The 20,180-nt window shown below is 63.3% G+C and carries 16 protein-coding genes, 1 tRNA gene and 2 pseudogenes; 6 read left to right on the top strand and 13 right to left on the bottom strand.

The window, feature by feature from the left end; genetic code table 11:
* Positions 1-145 precede the first annotated feature (145 nt).
* Positions 146-304 (top strand): annotated as a pseudogene (locus AC3WLT_RS29725) (DUF2950 family protein); the annotation flags it as partial.
* A gap of 71 nt (positions 305-375) precedes the next feature.
* Here the strand turns inward: AC3WLT_RS29725 and AC3WLT_RS29720 are convergent.
* Positions 376-549, bottom strand: coding sequence for a hypothetical protein (locus tag AC3WLT_RS29720; RefSeq protein WP_492595219.1), 174 nt, complete (start codon positions 547-549; stop codon positions 376-378).
* Positions 550-592: 43 nt separating this feature from the next.
* Between AC3WLT_RS29720 and folD the strand changes: the two genes are divergently transcribed.
* Complete coding sequence (folD, locus tag AC3WLT_RS29715) at positions 593-1,450, top strand: bifunctional methylenetetrahydrofolate dehydrogenase/methenyltetrahydrofolate cyclohydrolase FolD (RefSeq protein ID WP_492595218.1); 858 nt, start codon at positions 593-595, stop codon at positions 1,448-1,450.
* A 102-nt stretch (positions 1,451-1,552) separates the two neighbouring features.
* Here folD and AC3WLT_RS29710 read toward each other — a convergent pair.
* Positions 1,553-1,972 (bottom strand): annotated as a pseudogene (locus AC3WLT_RS29710) (acyltransferase family protein); the annotation flags it as partial.
* Positions 1,973-2,306: 334 nt separating this feature from the next.
* On the opposite strand from AC3WLT_RS29710, the gene AC3WLT_RS29705 reads away from it, so the two are divergent.
* The gene (locus AC3WLT_RS29705; protein WP_492595217.1) at positions 2,307-4,421 is read left to right on the top strand and encodes a M3 family metallopeptidase; all 2,115 of its coding nucleotides are present in this window, start codon (positions 2,307-2,309) and stop codon (positions 4,419-4,421) included.
* Between the two features lie 109 nt (positions 4,422-4,530).
* On the opposite strand, the gene AC3WLT_RS29700 is transcribed toward AC3WLT_RS29705, so the two are convergent.
* Entirely contained in the window at positions 4,531-5,823 is a 1,293-nt protein-coding gene (locus AC3WLT_RS29700) for an amidohydrolase family protein (protein ID WP_492595216.1), read from the bottom strand.
* Positions 5,824-6,030: 207 nt separating this feature from the next.
* Here AC3WLT_RS29700 and AC3WLT_RS29695 point away from each other — a divergent pair, with 207 nt between their 5' ends.
* Positions 6,031-6,729 carry an aspartate/glutamate racemase family protein gene (locus AC3WLT_RS29695; protein ID WP_492595215.1) on the top strand — a complete coding sequence of 233 codons (699 nt, stop codon included), beginning with the start codon at positions 6,031-6,033 and terminating at the stop codon, positions 6,727-6,729.
* Between the two features lie 104 nt (positions 6,730-6,833).
* On the opposite strand, the gene AC3WLT_RS29690 is transcribed toward AC3WLT_RS29695, so the two are convergent.
* Positions 6,834-6,910 (bottom strand) — tRNA-Met (locus tag AC3WLT_RS29690).
* 91 nt (positions 6,911-7,001) lie between these two features.
* Positions 7,002-7,289 carry a hypothetical protein gene (locus tag AC3WLT_RS29685; protein ID WP_492595214.1) on the bottom strand — a complete coding sequence of 96 codons (288 nt, stop codon included), beginning with the start codon at positions 7,287-7,289 and terminating at the stop codon, positions 7,002-7,004.
* A gap of 222 nt (positions 7,290-7,511) precedes the next feature.
* Here AC3WLT_RS29685 and xth point away from each other — a divergent pair, with 222 nt between their 5' ends.
* Positions 7,512-8,288, top strand: coding sequence for an exodeoxyribonuclease III (xth, locus tag AC3WLT_RS29680; protein ID WP_492595213.1), 777 nt, complete (start codon positions 7,512-7,514; stop codon positions 8,286-8,288).
* A gap of 72 nt (positions 8,289-8,360) precedes the next feature.
* On the opposite strand, the gene AC3WLT_RS29675 is transcribed toward xth, so the two are convergent.
* From AC3WLT_RS29675 to glnA, 4 genes are all read right to left on the bottom strand, one after another.
* The gene (locus AC3WLT_RS29675; RefSeq protein WP_492595212.1) at positions 8,361-10,472 is read right to left on the bottom strand and encodes a prolyl oligopeptidase family serine peptidase; all 2,112 of its coding nucleotides are present in this window, start codon (positions 10,470-10,472) and stop codon (positions 8,361-8,363) included.
* A gap of 119 nt (positions 10,473-10,591) precedes the next feature.
* Positions 10,592-12,106: a nitrogen regulation protein NR(I) gene (gene ntrC, locus AC3WLT_RS29670; protein WP_492595211.1), complete on the bottom strand. Its 1,515-nt coding sequence runs from the start codon at positions 12,104-12,106 to the stop codon at positions 10,592-10,594.
* Between the two features lie 35 nt (positions 12,107-12,141).
* A complete protein-coding gene (gene glnL, locus AC3WLT_RS29665; protein WP_492595210.1) occupies positions 12,142-13,284 on the bottom strand; it encodes a nitrogen regulation protein NR(II) in 1,143 nt (380 codons plus the stop codon).
* A gap of 223 nt (positions 13,285-13,507) precedes the next feature.
* The gene (glnA, locus tag AC3WLT_RS29660) at positions 13,508-14,923 is read right to left on the bottom strand and encodes a type I glutamate--ammonia ligase (RefSeq protein ID WP_492595209.1); all 1,416 of its coding nucleotides are present in this window, start codon (positions 14,921-14,923) and stop codon (positions 13,508-13,510) included.
* Positions 14,924-15,362: 439 nt separating this feature from the next.
* Between glnA and AC3WLT_RS29655 the strand changes: the two genes are divergently transcribed.
* Positions 15,363-15,827, top strand: coding sequence for a rhodanese-like domain-containing protein (locus AC3WLT_RS29655; protein ID WP_492595208.1), 465 nt, complete (start codon positions 15,363-15,365; stop codon positions 15,825-15,827).
* Positions 15,828-16,061: 234 nt separating this feature from the next.
* On the opposite strand, the gene AC3WLT_RS29650 is transcribed toward AC3WLT_RS29655, so the two are convergent.
* The 4 genes from AC3WLT_RS29650 to AC3WLT_RS29635 all read right to left on the bottom strand — a co-directional run bounded on the left by AC3WLT_RS29650 (position 16,062) and on the right by AC3WLT_RS29635 (position 20,102).
* Entirely contained in the window at positions 16,062-16,892 is an 831-nt protein-coding gene (locus tag AC3WLT_RS29650; protein WP_492595207.1) for a competence/damage-inducible protein A, read from the bottom strand.
* A 19-nt stretch (positions 16,893-16,911) separates the two neighbouring features.
* Complete coding sequence (locus tag AC3WLT_RS29645) at positions 16,912-17,742, bottom strand: EI24 domain-containing protein (protein ID WP_492595206.1); 831 nt, start codon at positions 17,740-17,742, stop codon at positions 16,912-16,914.
* Positions 17,743-17,998: 256 nt separating this feature from the next.
* Positions 17,999-18,997, bottom strand: coding sequence for a sterol desaturase family protein (locus AC3WLT_RS29640; RefSeq protein WP_492595205.1), 999 nt, complete (start codon positions 18,995-18,997; stop codon positions 17,999-18,001).
* Positions 18,998-19,082: 85 nt separating this feature from the next.
* A complete protein-coding gene (locus AC3WLT_RS29635; protein WP_492595204.1) occupies positions 19,083-20,102 on the bottom strand; it encodes a YVTN family beta-propeller repeat protein in 1,020 nt (339 codons plus the stop codon).
* Positions 20,103-20,180: the final 78 nt, after the last annotated feature.

Genomic DNA, 20,180 nt, shown 5'->3' with positions numbered 1-20,180 from the left:
TCCGCTTCTCCGCTTCTCCGCTTCTCCGCTTCTCCGCTTCTCCGCTTCTCCGCTTCTCCGCTTCTCCGCTTCTCCGCCTCTCCGCCTCTCCGCTTCTCCGCCTTCCGCTTTCTGCCGCGTGCGATGACGGCGAGCCGCATGGTTCGCCTCGCCGACCGAATACGGCAAGACGGGCGTGATGACGTTCATCGTCAATCAGGACGGTCAGGTTGATCAGAAGAATCTGGGGCCGCAAACCGCGCGTGCCGCGGCCGTCATCAAATCGTTCGATCCGGATGACTCCTGGCAGACGGTGCAGCAGTAAGCGCAGCCGGCGGGCCGATAGCTAGCCATAGCGTCGAGCGGCCTTGAATGGCCTTGAGCGGCTAAGCGGCCTTAATTGGCCTGGCGCGGCATCAGGCGCGCGCGGCGCCGCGCGGCACTCGAGGGCTGCGCCGGTATAATGTTGGACTTCGCAGCGGCGCGCGTCTTTCCGATTCGCGCCGCGCGCTTTTCCAGAACCGACAGGCTCGCGGAAAAAGCGCCGCCAAGCGTGCTGTGCGCCAGCACGCCAGCGTTGTCCCGCTTTCCAAACCGCCCATCTCGACCGACCATGACTGCCAAACTGATCGACGGCCTAGCCCTTTCCAAGACCCTGCGCGCCGACGTCGCCGCGCGCGCCGCCGCCCTCACCGCCCGCGGCCATCAGCCGGGCCTCGCCGTGGTGCTGGTCGGCGACAATCCCGCCAGCGAAGTGTACGTGCGCAACAAGGTCAAGGCGTGCCACGACAACGGCCTCGGTTCGTCGTTCGACCGCTATCCGGCCGACTTGCCGGAAGCCGACCTGCTCGCGCGCATCGACGAACTGAACCGCGATCCGCGCATCCACGGCATTCTGGTGCAGCTGCCGCTGCCGCCGCATATCGACAGCCACAAGGTGATCGAGGCAATCGCTCCGGAAAAGGACGTCGACGGTTTTCACGTCGCCAATGCCGGCGCGCTGCTGACCGGCCAACCGCTGTTCCGTCCGTGCACGCCGTACGGCGTGATGAAAATGCTGGCCGCGTACGAAATTCCGCTGAAAGGCGCGAACGCGGTGGTGATCGGCCGCTCGAACATCGTCGGCAAGCCGATGGCTCTGCTGCTGCTCGAAGCCGGCGCGACCGTGACGATCTGCCATAGCAAGACGCGCGATCTGGCCGCCCATACGCGCAACGCCGACGTGGTGGTCGCCGCCACTGGCTTGCGCAACATTCTCACCGCGGACATGGTGAAGCCGGGCGCAGCCGTGATCGACGTCGGCATGAATCGCGACGAGGCCGGCAAGCTGTGCGGCGACGTCGATTTCGCGGGCGTCAAGGAAGTGGCCGGCTACATTACGCCGGTGCCGGGCGGCGTCGGTCCGATGACCATCACGATGCTGCTCGTCAATACGATCGAAGCCGCAGAACGCGAAGCCGCGAAAGCATAAAAACGACAGACAGGGCAATGAGGGCAATGCCGGCACAGCACGTTCGCCGGCATTTGATGCTTCAGTCATTGGCAGCGAATCACGCCAGCCCCTTCAGCGCCCTCAGCGCGCGACGCGATCGCGTGTAGAGATGCCGGCGCCGAGCGGCGTATCCGAGCGCGCAAGACGCCGCCGGCACCAGGTCAGCACCGGCCGCTCCACGAAGTGCCACGACAGCGCCGCGCACAAAAGGATAAACGGCGCGGCAATCAGAACGACCGTCACATGGTTCAGTTGCGGCGCGAGGCTCGCGACACACTGCTGCATCATGAAGCCATACAGATAGATCCCATACGAGTAATCGTGGCGCGGCACGAAACGACGCAGGAGCGGCGTCGTGCCCACCCACAGCACGCCGCACACGAAGGCCAGATAGAACAGCGGCTGAGCGCCGGCGGTATCGCGGAACACGAGAAAAACCATCACCAGGGCGAGGGCCATCAGCCCGTTGATGTCGATCCGTTCGCGCCAGCCGTACAGTAAGCGCCGCTGGCGGACGGCGACACGCCACAATGCGGCGTGGCAGCAATTTTCACCGTTCGTTTTCGCACGGAGCGAAGCGGCCAATTCCTTACGCATATCCGCCACATAAGCGCTGCATGAGCGCTGCATGAGCGCCGCGTCAGCATCCGCGCGGCACACCGCGCCCGCGCGCAGCGCCGCAACATCTGATAATTTGTCTGCCGACGGATTGGAATCGGCGCGCCCTGCCCCAATAATGGCTATATCGGGCGCGCCTGGGTTGTCAGCGCGCCCGCCGATTCACTGCGTCGCTTCACCGAGATTACCCGTTCACCCGCGTCAGACAGGAAGCCTTATGTCCACTACCCCCTCGACACACGACAATCCGCTCCTCGATTTCTCCGACCTGCCGCGCTTTGGCGAGATCCGCCCCGAACACGTCACGCCCGCTCTGGACGTACTGCTCGCCAATGCGAGCGCCGCCGTCGAACGCGCCGCCCAGCCCATCACGCCCGCCTCATGGGCCGACGTGGTCGAACCGGTCGAGCGCGCCACCGAGCCGCTCTCGCGCGCCTGGAGCGTGGTCGGTCATTTGAACGCCGTGGCCGACACGCCGGAGTTGCGTGCCGTGTACGGCGAGAATCTGCCGCGCGTGACTGAATTCTGGTCGAGCGTCGGACAGAATCTCGCGTTGTACGAGAAGTACAAGGCGCTCAACGCGAGCAGCGATTTCGCGTCGCTCACCGGCGAGCGCAAGAAGATCCTCGGCAATGCGCTGCGCGACTTCCGTTTGTCCGGCGCGGAATTGCCGGAAAACCAGAAGCCGCATTTCGCCGAATTGCAGGAACGCCAGGCGGCGTTGTCGAAGGCGTTTTCGGATCATGTGCTCGACGCGACCAACGCCTACGCGTATCTCGTCGAAGCCGGCAACGAGGCCGAACTGGCCGGCCTGCCCGAAGACGTAATCGAAGCCGCGAAGGAAGCCGCCGAACGCGACGGCAAGACCGGCTATAAATTCACGCTGCACTTCCCGTCGTATTTCCCGGTGATGCAGTACTCGGAAAATCGTCCGATGCGCGAAGCGATGTACCGCGCCTACGTGACGCGCGCGTCCGAACTCGGCACGCAGTACGGCAACGGCAAGCCCGAATGGGACAACACCGAGGTGCTCGCCGAACAGCTGAAGCTGCGCGCCGAAGAAGCGCAGATGCTCGGCTACAACAACTTCGCCGAAGTATCGCTCGCGCCGAAGATGGCCGAATCGCCCGCGCAAGTGATGACCTTCCTCGAAGATCTCGCCACGCGCGCGCGTCCGCATGCGGAACAGGACTGGAAGGAACTGCGCGAATTCGCAGCGAACGAACTCGGCATGGCCGAAATGCAGCCGTGGGACATGACGTTCGCCGCTGAACGTCTGCGTCAGAAGCGCTACTCGTTCTCCGAAAACGAGGTCAAACAGTACTTCCCGGAAGACGCGGTATTCAAGGGGCTCTTCAAGGTGACCGAGACGTTGTTCGGCGTGCGCATCCGTCGCGACGAAGCAGCCGTGTGGCATCCGGACGTGCGCTTTTTCCGCGTCGAGAATCAGGACGGCGGCCTCGTCGCGCAGTTCTATCTCGACCTCTATGCGCGCGAAGGCAAACGCGGCGGCGCCTGGATGGACGATGCGCGCGGCCGTCACAAGCACACGCACGGCGGCGTGCAAACGCCGGTCGCGTATCTGACCTGCAACTTCTCCGCGCCGGTCGGCGGTAAGCCCGCCTGCTTCACGCACGACGAAGTGATCACGCTGTTCCACGAGTTCGGCCACGGCCTGCATCACATGTTGACGCGCGTCGACGAACTAGGCGTGTCGGGCATCAACGGCGTCGAATGGGACGCGGTGGAGTTGCCGTCGCAATTCATGGAGAACTTCTGCTGGGAGTGGGACGTGCTGAGCGACATGACTTCGCACGTCGAAACGGCCAGGCCGCTGCCGCGCGATCTGTTCGACAAGATGCTGGCCGCGAAGAACTTCCAGAGCGGTCTGGGCACGCTGCGGCAGATCGTGTTCTCGATGTTCGACATGCAATTGCATACTGGCTTCGATGCGTCCGGCACGAAGAACGCCACCGAACTCGCACGTGAGATCAACGAGCGCTTCCACGTGGTGCCGCAGGCCGAATTCTCGCGTTGGCCGAATACGTTCAGCCATATTTTCGCGGGTGGTTATGCGGCGGGCTACTACAGCTACAAGTGGGCCGAGGTTCTGTCCGCCGACGCTTACGCCGCGTTCGAAGAAGCGGCGCAAGCTGCGAGCGGCAGCGTGCTCGATGCGGTAACCGGCATGCGTTATCGCAAGGAGATTCTGGAAGTGGGCGGCAGCCGTCCGGCAATGGAATCGTTCAAGGCGTTCCGCGGCCGCGAGCCGAATATCGACGCGCTGTTGCGCCACAACGGCATGACGCCGGCGCCGGCGGCGGCGCATTGATGAGTTGAAACAGCGGCGCGTTTGATAACGCCGATCGAAAGAAAAGCCGGTGACTTGCGCGAGCAGGCACCGGCTTTTTTATGCAAGCTTCAAGCACTCTGCACAGCGATTAAGCGCGGTGCAGTTTGAAGTCGACCTGCGAAGGACGCCGTTCGAGCGAGAGCGCCGCGCGCGCAGCAGGCGCGCGGCTCACCACCTTGCCACGGCTCACCACCGCGAGCCGTGCAGCGCGCAGACGGATCGCTTCGACCGGATCGCGTGCGTCGAGTATCACGAGGTTCGCCGCGCAGCCCGGCGCGATGCCGTAGCCTTCAAGGCCGAGAATGCGCGCGGCGTTCACCGTGACCGCGTCGAAGCACGCGTGCATGCCGTCGACGCCCGTCATCTGCGCGACGTGCAGGCCCATGTGCGCGACTTCGAGCATGTCGCCGGAGCCAAGGCTGTACCACGGATCCATCACGCAATCGTGGCCGAACGCGACGGTGATGCCGGCCGCCATCATCTCCGGCACGCGCGTCATGCCGCGCCGTTTCGGATAAGTGTCGCTGCGGCCTTGAAGCGTAATGTTGATCAGCGGATTGGCGATCGCGGCGACGCCCGACTCGCGCATCAGCGGCAATAGCTTGCTGACGTAGTAGTTGTCCATTGAGTGCATCGAGGTCAGATGCGAACCGGTGACGCGCCCCTGCATGCCGAGCCGATGCGTTTCGGCCGCGAGCGTTTCGACGTGGCGCGACATCGGGTCATCCGATTCATCGCAATGCATGTCGACGCGCAAGCCCTGCTCCGCCGCGTATTCACACAACAGGCGCACGGATTGAGCGCCGTCGGCCATCGTGCGCTCGAAATGCGGAATGCCGCCGACCACGTCGACGCCCAGCGCAATCGCGCGCTTGAGATTCTCGAATGCGCCGGCGCTGCGCAATACGCCGTCCTGCGGAAACGCGACCAGTTGCAAGTCGAGATACGGCGCGACGCGGCGTTTCACCTCGACCAGCGCCTCGACCGCGAGCAGGCGCGGGTCGCACACATCCACGTGACTGCGGATCGCCAGCAAGCCGCGCGCGACGGCCCAATCGCAATACTGCAACGCGCGCTCGATCAGCGCCTCCTGCGTCAGATCCGGTTTGAGCTCACCCCACAGCGCGATGCCTTCCAGCAGAGTGCCCGACGCGTTCACGCGCGGCAAACCGTACGACAGCGTCGCGTCCATATGGAAATGCGGGTCGACGAAGGGCGGCGTAACGAGCGAGCCGGCCGCGTCGATTTCTTCGCGCGCGCCTGCCGCCAGATTCGGCTCGACCGCGACGATGCGGCCCGCTTCGATGCCGATGTCGAGCGGATGCTTTTGCTGCGGCGCGGCGCTGGGCGGCAGCATCGCGCGGCGGATGATCAGATCCATGTATCGCTCCCTTTGACCGTCTTTGACCCTCTTTGACCGATATCGATTCTATCGGCGTCAGAAGGTGCGTGCCGGCGTTTTATCGAGGGGCCGTACCGGCCCGCAGCCGCGAATCCGTACCGGCTGCGCCCGCACCGCCCCGTCTATACTCGACGTTCGGCTTCGGTGCACGACGGTGCACGTCATCCATCAAACGGAAGCAGGCATATGAAAACCATCGGCGTGATCGGCGGGATGAGTTGGGAATCGTCCACCGAGTATTACCGGCTCCTGAATCGCCACGCGAAGGCGCGCCTCGGCGGCCACCACAACGCACGCAGCCTGATGCTGACGGTCGACTTCGCGCCGATCGAAGCGAATCAGCGCGCCGGCGACTGGGCCGCGCTCGGCGAACAGATGGCCGATGCCGCGCGGCACCTCGAACGCGGCGGCGCCGATCTGGTCATGCTCGCGACCAACACGATGCACCGCGTGTATGAATCGATTGAACAGGCGATCAAGGTGCCGTTTCTGCATATCGCCGATCCGACCGGCACTGCGCTGCGTGCCGCCGGCATCGAGCGAGTGGGCTTGCTCGGCACACGCTATACGATGGAGCAGGCGTTCTACACGGGGCGCCTGCGTGAGCGCTACGGCCTCGACACGCTGGTTCCCGATGAAGCCGGACGCGCGGACGTGCATCGCATCATTTACGACGAGCTGTGTCACGGCACTGTGGACGACGATTCGCGCGCGGTGTATCAGCGAGTGATCGAAGGGCTTGCCGCGCGTGGCGCGCAAGCGGTGATTCTCGGCTGTACGGAAATCACGTTGCTGATCAAGCCGGAAGATTCAGCGCTGCCCGTGTTCGATACGACCGCGCTGCATGCGCAGGCCGCGGTGGAATGGGCGATCGATTCGGAGTGAGCGACGCTGCCGACGTGAGCATCGCCAGAAGTTGAAAAGCTGAAATTGAAAAGCTGAAGTTAAAAAGCCCGCGTGGCATGCGCCAGCGGGCTTTCAACAATGCTTGGTTGCGGGGGTAGGATTTGAACCTACGACCTTCGGGTTATGAGCCCGACGAGCTGCCAGACTGCTCCACCCCGCGTCAGAGAAACCGGATTGTATAGAGATGTTCGCCGAGCGTCAAACAATCGTGCGAAATTATTTCGAACGATGCATGCCGTGCGCCTGCGCGCTCAAAGATCGGAGACTGTCGCGCCTTCCACTTTGCCGTCGATGATGTCAGCGCCGTACTGGCTCGCACTGCGTTTGGCGACGCCGAAATCGGAGAACGTGGCCGGCAACACAAGCCGAAACACCCGGCTTGCCTTCGAGCCGCCGATTGCGCCCGGACGGCAGACGCGCACCGCGACGTCGTAACCTTCGGCGTGACGCTTGTGACCGTCGAACTTGTCGAACTCCCGCGAAAACACCAGCGGATGCACTTCGAAGTCCTTATAAAGGGCAGGATAGAATTCGGCCATGATGCGTCCCCGATACGTGTGAATGTTGTTCCACTATACGCTGCGTAACGCAGCGGACAGGTAAATATTTGGGGGCCGTCGAGACGGCTGGATTGGCGGCTTTGCTGCGCTGCGCTGGACCCGAATTTGCAAACCGGTGCATGATAGCGGCGGTTGCAGCGCTGAAACCGGCTAACCGGCACAATCTCGCCGCTTGGCGAACATCATTTACCGAACGACGACATGCGAATCGCCACCTGGAACGTCAATTCCCTCAAAGTCCGCCTTCAGCACGTGATCGACTGGCTCGAAACCAGTCACACCGACGTCCTGTGCTTACAGGAACTGAAGCTGCCCGACGAAAAATTCCCGCGCGCCGAGCTCGAAGCGAAGGGCTACCGGAGCTGGTTCGCGGGCCAGAAGACGTATAACGGCGTCGGCATTCTGGTGCGCGAAGGCCTGAACGTCGAAGAAGCCACCGTCGTGCGCAATATTGCCGGCTTCGAAGATCCGCAGCAGCGCGTGATCACCGCGACCATCGACGGCGTGCGCATCGTCTCCGCGTACTTCCCGAACGGCCAGGCGCCGGGCACCGACAAATTCACGTACAAGCTGCACTGGCTGGCTGCACTGCACGACTGGATCGCGAAAGAAATGGCGCTGTATCCGAAACTTGCGCTGCTCGGCGACTACAACATCGCGCCGGAAGATCGCGACGTGCACGATCCGAAAGCGTGGGAAGGCCAGAATCTGGTGTCGCCCGAAGAACGCGCCGAGTTCGTGCGGCTGATCGAACTCGGTCTCGTCGATGCGTTCCGCCTGTTCGACCAGCCGGAGAAAATCTACTCATGGTGGGACTACCGGATGATGGCGTTCCGCCGCAATGCCGGGCTGCGGATCGATCACATTCTGCTGTCGAAAGCGCTTGCGCAGGCGTGCTCGTTTTGCGAAGTCGACAAGACGCCGCGCAAGTGGGATCAGCCGTCGGACCACGCGCCGGTCGTGGCGCAGATCGACTGATCTCCGGCCGGGTCCGGCAAGAGACCCGGCAAGACCCGGCACGCCTCCGGGGCCAAGCCTCTTCAAGCCTGATTACGCGTCGTTCGCAGCCCCTGCCGGGCCGCTCAAACAGCGCCACAGGAACTCGAATACCATCGCATCATGCTCGGCCTGCTCCAGCTCATCGGAGCCGCCGTGCCCGCCTTCCGTGTTCTCCCGATACCAGACCTTGCCGGCCCCGAGCGCCTGCATTCGCGCGGCCATCTTGCGCGCGTGTGCGGGATGCACGCGGTCGTCGGCGGTCGAGGTGGTGAACAACACCGGCGGATACTCAACGCCTGCCGACACACGGTGATACGGCGAATAAGCGGCCAGCACGTGCGCTGCTTCGGGCTCGTCCGGATCGCCATATTCGTCGATCCATGACGCGCCCGCGTGCAGCAGGTGATAGCGGCTCATGTCCAGCAGCGGCACTTCGCACACCACCGCGCCGAACAGCTCGGGCCGCTGCACCATGCATGCCGCCACCAGCAAGCCGCCATTGCTGCCGCCCTGAATGCCGAGTTGCGCGGCACTCGTCACGCCGCTGTCGATCAGCGCCTCGGCGACCGCGATGAAGTCGTCGAAGGCACGCTGACGATGCTCGCCTTGCGCCGCCGTGTGCCACTCTGTACCGAACTCGCCGCCGCCTCGAATATGCGCGACCACATACACGCCGCCCCGCTCCAGCCAGCCGATGCCCTGCCCGGTCAGATAGCTCGGCAGCAACGGGATCGCGAAGCCGCCGTAGCCGTTGAGCAGGCATGGCCGCGTTGGCGGCTCAGCAGGTGGTTGCGCGGCGCGCGGCCCGATCACGGTATACGGCACGCGCGTGCCGTCGGCAGACACCGCATGGCCGCGCGTCACGGCGAACGGCGCAGCATCGAACTGGGTCGGCCAGCGGTCGAGCAATTCCCATTCGCCCAGATCGTCGTGAGCGAGATCGGCGAGCCAGTACGCGGGCGGTTGCAGATAGTCGTCGGTATCGACGAATACTTCGTCGTTCAGCGTCGGCTCGACCGCCGAGACGTCGGCTTGCGCATCGTCGCGTGACGGAAAGAGGCGCCGGCTCCATTGCCATGTTTCATCGGCGGCTTGCGACGGGGTCCACAGCACAGTCCTGCTCTGCACGTCTTCCAGGTACGAGACGATCAGATGATTGCGCGTATGCGTCCAATCGCAGGCGGAGGTTTGCGGCGTCGGCGTGAAGAGCGGCACCACCTCGCGCACGCCGCGCAAAAACGCGGCTTCGCGGATCGCGAGCAACGCGCCGCCGGAAAAGCGCACGCCGTTGCAATCCCAATCGAGGCGCGGCTCGAGCAGCAGCCAGCCCTGCCAGCCGCCGACCGCGACGTGCGGCGGCACCTCGTATTGACGCCAGGCGCCGGAGGAGACATCGAGGCAGAACGTTTCCGAATCGAAGAAATCGACGCTGCTCACCACGGTGTGGCGCTGCTCGACCGGATCGTAATGCGCTTCGACACCGATATCGCCAAACGCACCCTTGTAGACCACCGGCGCATCGGCCAGCACCGTACCGCGCGTCCAGCGCCGCACCTCGCGTGGATAACCGGAGCGCGTCAGCGTCTTGCGGCCATTGTCCCAACCGACGTACAGCGTGTCGCGATCGATCCATGAAGCCGTGTGCTTTCCTGCCTTCGCGATGACAAAACCGTCGTCGACGAAACGCTGCGCGTCGATGTCGAACTCGCGGACCACCAGCGCATCCGAGCCGCCTGGCGACAACGTGATCAGCGCCCGATCGCCGTCCGGATAGAGAATGTCGAGTTCGACGCAGACCCACGGCGTGCCTTCCGCGGCGCCGAGCGCGTCGAAGTCGAGCAGGTTCTGCCAGACCGGTGCGCCGCTACGCCAGGCCGCCCACGGCGTACGCCGCCAGAGGCCTTTCGGATTGCGCTCGTCCTGCCACAGATCGTAGGCCCAATCCCTCCAGCGATCGGGGATGACCGGGCGCTCGCGCGGCAAATAGGCGTCGGCGAGTTTTTGCTTGAGCGTGCCGAATTCCGCGCTGCTGCACCATGCCGCGCGTGTGCGGGCATTCTGCGCCTCGACCCACGCGAGCGCGTCAGGGTCGTCGAGTGCTTCGAGCGACAGAAAGGGATCGGGGGAAAGCGGCCAGGGAAAGGGAACCGGAGAAGCAGGCATTGTGAGCTGTCGAATGAAAACAGCGTCGATTATGCCTTGCGAGCGCCCGAGGGCTTTGACGAGCTTGTCAACGAGCAGCCGGAGCGGTTTGCACGCCGCCCCGGCTGCTCGCACGAACCTCAAGGCTCGAGGTTGAGTTCCTGAATCTTGCGCGTAATCGTATTACGGCCGATGCCGAGCCGCTCCGCCGCCTCGACCTTGCGTCCACGCGTGAAATCCAGCGCTTCGCGAATCACTGCGGCTTCGAAACGGCGCGCGAGTTCGTCCATGACGTCGGCCGCATTCTCGCGCAACATCCGCGCGACTTCGGTCCGCAAGCCGCCTTCCCAGGCGCTGACGGGCGTCGCGACCGGCATGCCGCCTGCCGCGGCCGGAAGCGCCGACGCGCTGGTCCCGCTGACCGGAGCGCCGCCGGCAAGGCCGGCTTCGCCGGTGCCGAGCACGCCGCCCCCGCCCGCGAGTTCGGTCACACCCGCTTGCGCCGGCCCGAGGTCCGGCGGCAAATCCTTGATCTCGATGGTCTGCGCCGGCGCCATCACCGTCAGCCAGTTGGCGAGATTCTCCAGTTGCCGCACGTTGCCCGGAAACGGCAGCGACGCGAGATACGCGAGCGCCTCTTCGGACACGCGCTTCGGTTCTACGCCCAGATCGCGCGCACTCTTTTGCAGGAAGTGGCGCGTAAGCAGCGGAATGTCTTCGCTGCGCTCGCGCAACGCCGGCAAGCGCAAGCGGATCACATTGAGCCGGTGGTACAAGTCCTCGCGGAACAAACCCTGCCGCACGCGCGATTCGAGATTCTGGTGCGTCGCCGCGATCACGCGCACATTGGCGCGCAACGGATTGTGGCCACCGACGCGATAGAACTGCCCATCCGAGAGCACGCGCAACAGGCGTGTCTGCAAATCGAACGGCATATCGCCGATTTCGTCGAGAAACAGCGTGCCGTTCTCGGCCTGCTCGAAGCGCCCCTGGCGCATGGCCTGCGCGCCGGTGAACGCGCCGCGCTCATGGCCGAACAGTTCGGATTCCAACAGATCCTTCGGAATCGCCGCCGTGTTCAACGCGATGAAGGGACCGTTCGCGCGTGGGCTATGTCGGTGCAACGCACGCGCGACCAGTTCCTTCCCGGTGCCTGATTCGCCGGTAATGAGCACGGTGGCCGCGGAATGGGACAAACGGCCGATCGCGCGAAACATATCCTGCATCGCCGGCGCCTGGCCGAGCATTTCCGGTGCTTCGGCGACGCGGTCGTCCCACGTCTGTTCGCCGCGCATGCTTTCATCGACCGCGCGGCGGATCAGTTCGACCGCCTTGTCGACGTCGAACGGTTTGGCGAGGTACTCGAACGCGCCGCCCTGAAATGCGGCAACCGCGCTATCCAGGTCCGAGAACGCCGTCATGATGATGACCGGCAAGCCGGGCATCTTGTCACGCACGGTTTGCAGCAATTCAAGGCCGGAGCCTCCGGGCATCCTGATATCGGATACCAGCACCTGCGGGCTGTCGTGATCGAGCGCCGCCGATGCCTCGCGTACATTCGCGAAGCTGCGTGTCGCGAAGTTTTCGCGGGCGAGCGCTTTTTCGAGCACCCAGCGAATCGATTGATCGTCGTCTACTATCCAGATCGGCTTCATATAGTTCGGTCAGAAGTCTTGCGGTGCGTTTGGTGTTAGCAGTCGAGCGGCAGCAAAATCTGAAACTCGGTATGGCCCGGCCGGCTTTCCACTTCGATCAGGCCATCGTGTTGTTGCACGAAGGTCTGCGCGAGCGTCAGACCGAGGCCGCTGCCGTCCTCGCGCCCCGACACGAGCGGGTAGAAAATGCGGTCACGGATGTCCTCGGGAATGCCAGGGCCGTTGTCAGTGATATGCAAGTCCAGTGCCAGCTTACATAAGCGTTTCGACACGGTGATCTTGCGGGCGATGCGGGTGCGTATTTCGATGCGCGCGTCGCCTTGCGAGATGCGTTCGCGCAACGCTTCGGCCGCATTGCGCACGATGTTCAGGAGCGCCTGGATCAGTTGCTCCTTATCGCCGCGCAGATCCGGCACGCTCACGTCGTAATCGCGCTCGATCGTCAGGCCGCGCGGAAACTCCGCGAGAATCACCTGGCGCACGCGCTCGCACACTTCGTGAATATTCACGTCGCCGACGATATGCGGATGGCGGTGCGGCTCGAGCAGGCGGTCGACCAGCGTTTGCAGCCGGTCCGATTCCTTGATGATGACCTGCGTGTACTCGCGCAACTCGTCGCGTTGACGCTCGCCGAGTTCGAACTCGAGCAATTGCGCCGCGCCGCGAATGCCGCCGAGCGGATTCTTGATCTCGTGCGCGAGGTTGCGGATCAGTTGCTTGTTGACCGCCGTGAGGTCGTTGAGACGCTCCTCGCGGTCGGTGCGCAAATGCCGCTCGTTCTCGAACAGTTCGAGCAGCACGTAGTCTTGCGCGCTTTCCAGAAAGCCGACGATCGCATGCACGTGCAGCGGCTCGTGAGCCGGACGCTCGAGTATGGCGTCCAGATGGGTCGCGTGAAACCGGTGGGCGGCGATCGCGGAAATGGTCGCGACCAGTTCGTCGGCATTCGAGAAGATGTCCGGCCACGCCATCTGCGTCAGTTGCCGGCGCGAGAGCTCCAGCATCGATTCCGCCGACGGGTTCGCAAACGCGACGCGCAGTGTGCGCTTTTCGAGCACCAGCACGACCGTCGGCAATGCCTCGAAACCGGGCAGCAAACCGGAGCTGACGAGTTGAGCGTCATCCGAGAGCGTCTGCTCGTGCCCTTTCCTTGCCTTGATCAGATTCTTGAGAACCATCTTGCAGTCTGGCCGATAGGAGATGGTGATAAATCAGGGGTACCGCCTGGTGTCCTGCTGCTTACCCTGCTGCTTGTCCTGCGCCTTGCCCCGCACCCAGCAAACGTTGCGAGTCGACTCATTCGGGTCCAACAAAAAAGGGACGGCGCCGCCGTCCCTTCGTGACCGATCGCGAGCGTCGGGCAAGCGCTTCGCCGTTTGAAGGGCGAAGCGTCATTGCCGCTTACAGCGAGTAGTACATTTCGAATTCGATCGGGTGCACCGACTGACGATAGCGTTGCAGCTCGCCCGTCTTCAGTTCGATGTACGCGTCGAGCATCGAATCCGTGAACACGCCGCCGCGCGTCAGGAACTCACGGTCTGCGTCCAGCGCGTCCAGAGCCTGGTCGAGGCCGGCGCACACGGTCGGGATCTTTGCATCCTCTTCCGGCGGCAGGTCGTACAGGTTCTTGTCGGCAGCTTCGCCCGGGTGAATCTTGTTCTGCACGCCGTCCAGACCCGCCATCATCAGCGCGGAGAAGCACAGGTACGGATTCGCCATCGGATCCGGGAAGCGCGTCTCGATACGGCGGCCCTTCGGGTTCGACACGTGCGGAATGCGGATCGATGCCGAACGGTTGCGTGCCGAGTAAGCCAGCTTCACCGGTGCTTCGAAGTGCGGCACGAGGCGCTTGTACGAGTTCGTCGACGGGTTCGTGATCGCGTTCAGCGCGCGAGCATGCTTGATGATGCCGCCGATGTAGAACAGCGCGAATTCCGACAGGCCCGCGTAACCGTTGCCTGCGAACAGGTTCGTGCCGTCCTTCCAGATCGACTGGTGAACGTGCATGCCCGAACCGTTATCGCCGACCACCGGCTTCGGCATGAACGTTGCCGTCTTGCCGTACGTATGCGCGACGTTGTGGATGATGTACTTCATTTGCTGCAGCCAGTCGGCGCGCTGCACCAGCGTCGAGAACTTCGTGCCGATTTCGTTCTGGCCCTGGCCCGCGACTTCATGGTGATGCACTTCGACCGGGATGCCGATCTGTTCGAGCAGCAGACACATTTCCGAACGGATGTCCTGGAACGTGTCGACCGGAGCGACCGGGAAGTAGCCGCCCTTCGTGCCCGGACGGTGGCCGGTGTTGCCGCCTTCGAATTCCTTCGCCGACGACCACGGTGCTTCTTCCGAACCGATCTTGATGAAGCAGCCCGACTGATCCGTGCTCCACTGGACCGAGTCGAAAATGAAGAATTCCGGTTCCGGACCGAAGAAGGCCGTGTCGCCGAGGCCGGTGCTCTTCAGGTACGCTTCGGCGCGCTTTGCCAGCGAGCGCGGGTCGCGCTCATAGCCCTTGCCGTCAGCCGGTTCGACGACGTCGCAGGTCAGCACGAGGGTCGACTCTTCGTAGAACGGGTCGATGAAGGCGGTATTCGCGTCCGGGATCAGCAACATATCCGATGCTTCGATGCCCTTCCAGCCGGCAATCGACGAACCGTCAAACGCATGGCCGCTTTCAAACTTGTCTTCACTGAATGCCGACACCGGCACCGAAACGTGTTGCTCCTTGCCACGCGTGTCGGTGAAACGGAAGTCGACAAACTTGACGTCTTCGTCTTTGACGAGTTGAACGACGTCGGCCACGGATTTACTCATAACCTATCTCCTGATTAACGAATTCGGCGGGTTCAGCCGCCGCCCAATCTAGCTGACCCGTCCCGGCGCGTCCACCCCCGATCGTTGAAGGGGCGCATAAGATTTGCTGGGACAAATCGATCAGAACCAACAAAGCAGCTTCTGTGCCATGTATGCGCCAAGCAGGCGCAGAACTATATTGTGCGCGCGTTTGCGGGGAATGCACGCACCGAATGACATGCAGCCCCGATATCTTTGAACGGAGCAATGCACCAGATAAGTGCTCTCGCAAAAGCGGGCGCCGCATTAGTCATTGTTTTGGTGCATTTTCGCCGATTTGCACCATTTTGGAACATTTCATAGGCAGCCGTGTGCGCATCCCTGGCTCTGACTGTGGGCGGCATCCGTGCTGCACGCCGCGCGCTAGAATGGTCATTTGGACGGAAGGAGATTTGCACTCATGAGCACGCTCGAACAGTTGTACGCCCAGGCGGAAAAACGCCGCACCGAGAACCAGTTGCCCTATGCGGGCGCGGTGTCGCCCGCGGAGGCGTTCGAACTGCTGCAACTCGACCCGCGCACGCGTCTCGTCGACGTGCGCACCCGTGCCGAACTCGATTGGGTTGGCCGGCCGGTGATTGGCGACGGTCAATACGTGCATGTCGAATGGGCACGCTATCCGGGCGCCGTGCCGAACCAGGAATTCCTCCAGCAACTGAGCGAGGCCGCCTCGCCGGATACGCCGGTGCTGTTTCTGTGCCGTAGCGCCGCGCGCTCCAAGCTCGCCGCGATCGCCGCCACCCAGGCCGGTTTCACGAAGGCGTACGACCTGCTGGAAGGCTTCGAAGGCGACAAGGACGGCCAGGGACATCGGAAGACTGTGTCGGGCTGGTGCTTTCGCGGCTTGCCGTGGATCGGCGCCTGAGACCGGCGTCCGCCGGAAGCGGCTGTAACGGTGCGAGGTTCGCACGGTATGCGCGTAGTGTGAATGCGCATCGCCGGCGCTGGATGTGACAGGCCGATGATGCGTTCAGTCTTGCGTTCAAGCCTTTGATCAGGCGCGGTTGCGAGGGCGCCCGAGGTTTGGCGTGCGGCTTCAGGTCACGGCAGGCGGCCTTTGCTTGCCTTAAGTCACCGCAAGTAGCGTCCGCAGCTGGGATCAACCGCGCGCTTTAGCCGCAGCCGCCTCCGGCTCGACGATATCCCCGCCCAGCAGATGCACGCCCTCGCGCAGCTTGACGAACGCCGCCGCCACCGCTTCAGGCTCTCCCTTCACCCCCAGATCGATGTGATGGCGCGCATAGACGCCGCCGCGCTCCGCATCGCCGACGCTCGGCAGGCTGAACACCCGCACGCCCGGAAAGTCGCGTTCGATCTTTTCCATCAAAGGCGTGAGGCGCGACTCCGGCAACTCGAACACCAGCAGCGATTTTTCCGCATGCGGCATGGCGTGATGCAGGTGCGCGTACTGGGTATCCAGTACCCACTCGATCATCGGCCACGCCATCACCGGGAAGCCCGGCACGAAGTAGTGCCCTTTGATCGAGAATCCTGGAATCTTGTTGTAGCCGTTCGGAATGATCGACGCGCCCTGCGGATACGTGCCCATATTCAGCCGATGGCGGTTTTCCGCCGAATCGAGATCGAGCGGCGTGGCCGAGTTCGCCGGATGCATGTCGCGGATGCGTTCCTGAATCAGCTTCGCGGCATCAGGATGCAGTTCGAGCGGCACGCCTAACGCGGCCGCCGCGCATTGGCGTGTGTGGTCGTCCGGCGTGGCGCCGATGCCGCCCGTCGAAAACACGATGTCACCCGACGCGAACGTGCGCCGCAGCGTCGCCGTGACGCGCTCGGGATCGTCGCCGATGTACTCCGCCCAGCCGAGCGACAGCCCCCGCGCGCCCAGCAATTCGATGACCTTCGGCAGATGCTTGTCGATACGCCTGCCCGACAGGATTTCATCGCCGATGATGATGACGCCGAATGCCATTGTCGCCTCTTTCGTTTGATCAGTAAGGAAGCGGCGCCGCGTGCCGCGCGCCGTGCTCTTCCGCGCGCATGCGTTGAAGCGCGCGCAGACAGTAGTGGCTGAACCACAAGGCCGAAAACACGAGGATGAACGCGTAGATCCAGATCGTCACCGCGGTGACCACCGGGAACAGCACGATCAGCCATACCGACGACGCCCACAGCAGCGTCGGCAGCGAACCCAGCAGACCGCTGGCGATGCCGATCAGCAGCAGCGGCAGCCGGAAGCGCCGCACCAGCACGCGCCGTTCGTCGCGCGTCGCGTGCAGCGCGAGCGCGTCGTAGCTCATCACGCGATAGGTCAGCCAGCCCCACAGCAGCGGCGGGATCAGCGCGAAGAACGGCGGCACCAGCCAGAGCGGCAGCGTGACGATCAGCAGCACCAGACACACCAGCGTGGTCCACAATGCCTGGCCGAGGCTGCCGTACCACGTTCCGCCACGGCGCATTTCAAGGCTCGCGAATTGCCGTGCCGACAGAAAGCGGATCACCGCCGGCATCGACAGCGTCGCGATCAGCAGCAGCACGCTGACGACGATCAGCGGAATCGCCACCGCAATCACAATAAAAGGCGCGATGGCCGTATGCAGCGCCGAAAAGCCGAGCCAGTCGAACAGATGATAGAGCGTGACAGTAAACGACCAGCTTTCGAGCCACGTGCGGGTCGCGCCGATCAGCGACTGCCAGGAAAACCACAGAATCACGCCCCATCCGACCGTTGCCGCGAGAAACGGCACGAAGGTCAGCCAGAGCATGCGCGGGTGGAGCGCGCTGGTGAGCGCGCGTCCGAACGAGCGCAACAAATCATTCATGCGAGCCAGTGCCGGTGAACGAAACGATGGAATAAGGGGAACAGCGAAACGAACCGGGGTACGAACCTGACCGAGGACTCGAAAACGGACCCCAAGACGGCCTCAGAAACGGCCGCTGAAACGGCCTCAGATACAGCCGCTGAAACGGACCATGAAGAGGACCCACAAGCGAACCCGGAACGCACGCAGAAACGTGCACAGGATAAACCACGTGACGCGCCGCCGGGGGAAACCGGCGGCGTGAGAGGAAGAATGTTCAGACTGCTGCGGCGTCGCCGCCTTCGGTGCGGCGCTTCGGCGAAAGCCGCCCGGCGATGCGCACAAACGCGAGCCAGTGCTGCGCCCAGAAACCGTCGCCATAGCGGCGGCCTTCGAGTTGATCGCGGATGCCGGTGGGCTCCATGTCGCGGCTCCACGAGACGCTGCGGAACAGCATGTCCCACCACGGGAACAGCACGCCGAAGTTGCAACCGTACTTCAGCCCTTCGTGGCCGTAGCCGATCGCATGATGCCGGCGATGGAAGGTCGGGCTGACCAGCAGGCGCTCGCCGAGCCAGCCGTAGTACAGGCGGATGTTCGCGTGCTGCACGCTCTGCGCGAGATTGGTGATCGCCACCAGCACGACGAATTGCGACGGCGGCACGCCGATCACCAGCGCGATTGCCGCGAAAAACGACGCCTGCAGCAGATCGTCGAGCAGATGGTTGCGGTCGTCCGACCACAGCGACATCTGCTGCTGGCTGTGATGCACCGCGTGCAGTTCCCACCACACGCCGAACCGGTGTTCCCAGCGGTGATACCAGTAACCGGCGAAATCGAGCACCAGCAGATACATCACGAACGTGACAAGCGGCTGCGTGGTGACGCCAGGCCACAGGTTGTCGAAATCGATATTCGAAATGTCGTGCAGCCGCAGCCAGGCCTGCACGTTGTCGAAGAACGGCTGCAGCGCGAAAAAGAAGAACAGGTTGAAGATGCCGAGCCTGGCGATCCACGTGTAGATCACGTCGACCCGCACCGCCTTGCGGTTCTCCCACTGCTCGACCGGGCGCAACGCCTCGAGCGGTCGCAGCACCGCGTACATCGCCAGCACCTCGAAGACGCCCACGATCACCCAATACAGGCTGTCGTAAGTGTCTTCGTCGTAATCCATCAGATCGAAGCGGAACAGCAGCGGCTGCACCACGTCGACGTACAGCAGCGTCTGCACGGCTGAGACGAAACCGTCGAGAGAAGAAAAAATCAGATGGAACATGGTGCTGACCTGGTTACTTCATTCGTGACGGCTCGCTGATGGGCTGCCCGGCTGCTGCCTGCCTTGGTGCTGCCCCAGCGCACAATTACGCGCCGTTCGGCGCCGTCACCGGCGCGCGATTGAAGAAATAGATACCGTGCGGCGAACGGCCGACGGCAATCGTCTGAATCAGCTTACGCGTAGTCAGGTCGATGATGCCGACGTGCTTCGCGAAGCGGAACGTAACCCACAGATAGCGTTTGTCGGAGGAAAGTTCCATGTCGTCCGGGCCCGGCATCAGACCGGTGATGTCGCCGACGTTGGTGAGCGTGTCCTCGTCGATGATGCTGATCGTGCTCGCGACGCGGTTCGATACCGCCACATGCTTGCCGTCAGCCAGCGAGCGGAAGTTGTGCGCGCCCTTGCCGGTCTGGATCGTCTTGACGATTTTCTGATTGCGCCAGTCGACCACCGCGACGTAATCCGCGCCGGTCATGCCGATCAGCAGGTATTTTTCGCCCGGCGTCATCCACAGACCGGCCGGCACCTTGCCGACTTTCATCTTCCACTTGACGGTTTGCGTGGCCAGGTCGATCGCGGCCAACTCGCCCGACACCTGCAGCGTGACGAACACCGTCTTGCTGTCGTTGGTGAACGCCATGTGGCTCGGCATCACCGCGAGCGGCAGGCGCGAGGCCAGCGTCATCTGGTTCTGCTGGCTGTCGTAGTGATAGATGTCGAGGCGGTCCAGGCGCAGGCCGGTGGTGACGAGCCACTTGCGGTCAGGCGAAAAACCGATCTGATATGGATCCTCGATGTTCTCGACCCAGCGCTGCACCTTGCCCGACTTCGGATCGACGAACATCAGGTTGTTCGACACCGAGTTCGCGACGATCAGCGACGAATTGTCCGGCGTAACCATCAGGTGATGCGGTTCCTTGCCCGTCGGCACGGTGCCGACGACCTGACGGCTAGCCTCATCGATCAGACTCAGCGTGGCTTCGCCGGAATTGAGCACGATCACGTCGTTGGCGTGGGCCGCCGGAGAAAAAAAGCCTGCGGTGGCGACCAGCGCCGCGCCCGCGGCGAACGTGGCAGTCAAGCCGGGAAGAAAAAATTTACGCATGAAAGCTCACTTCGGAGAACGGCGGTCATTGTAGAACGTTTGCCGGCTCGACCGGTTGACGTGGATGCGGGTGTGGCG

This window comes from Paraburkholderia sp. FW306-2-2C-D06C (assembly GCF_058781505.1).
Note: the sequence above shows the minus strand (reverse complement) of the source record. Positions and strands in the feature narration are given on the sequence as shown.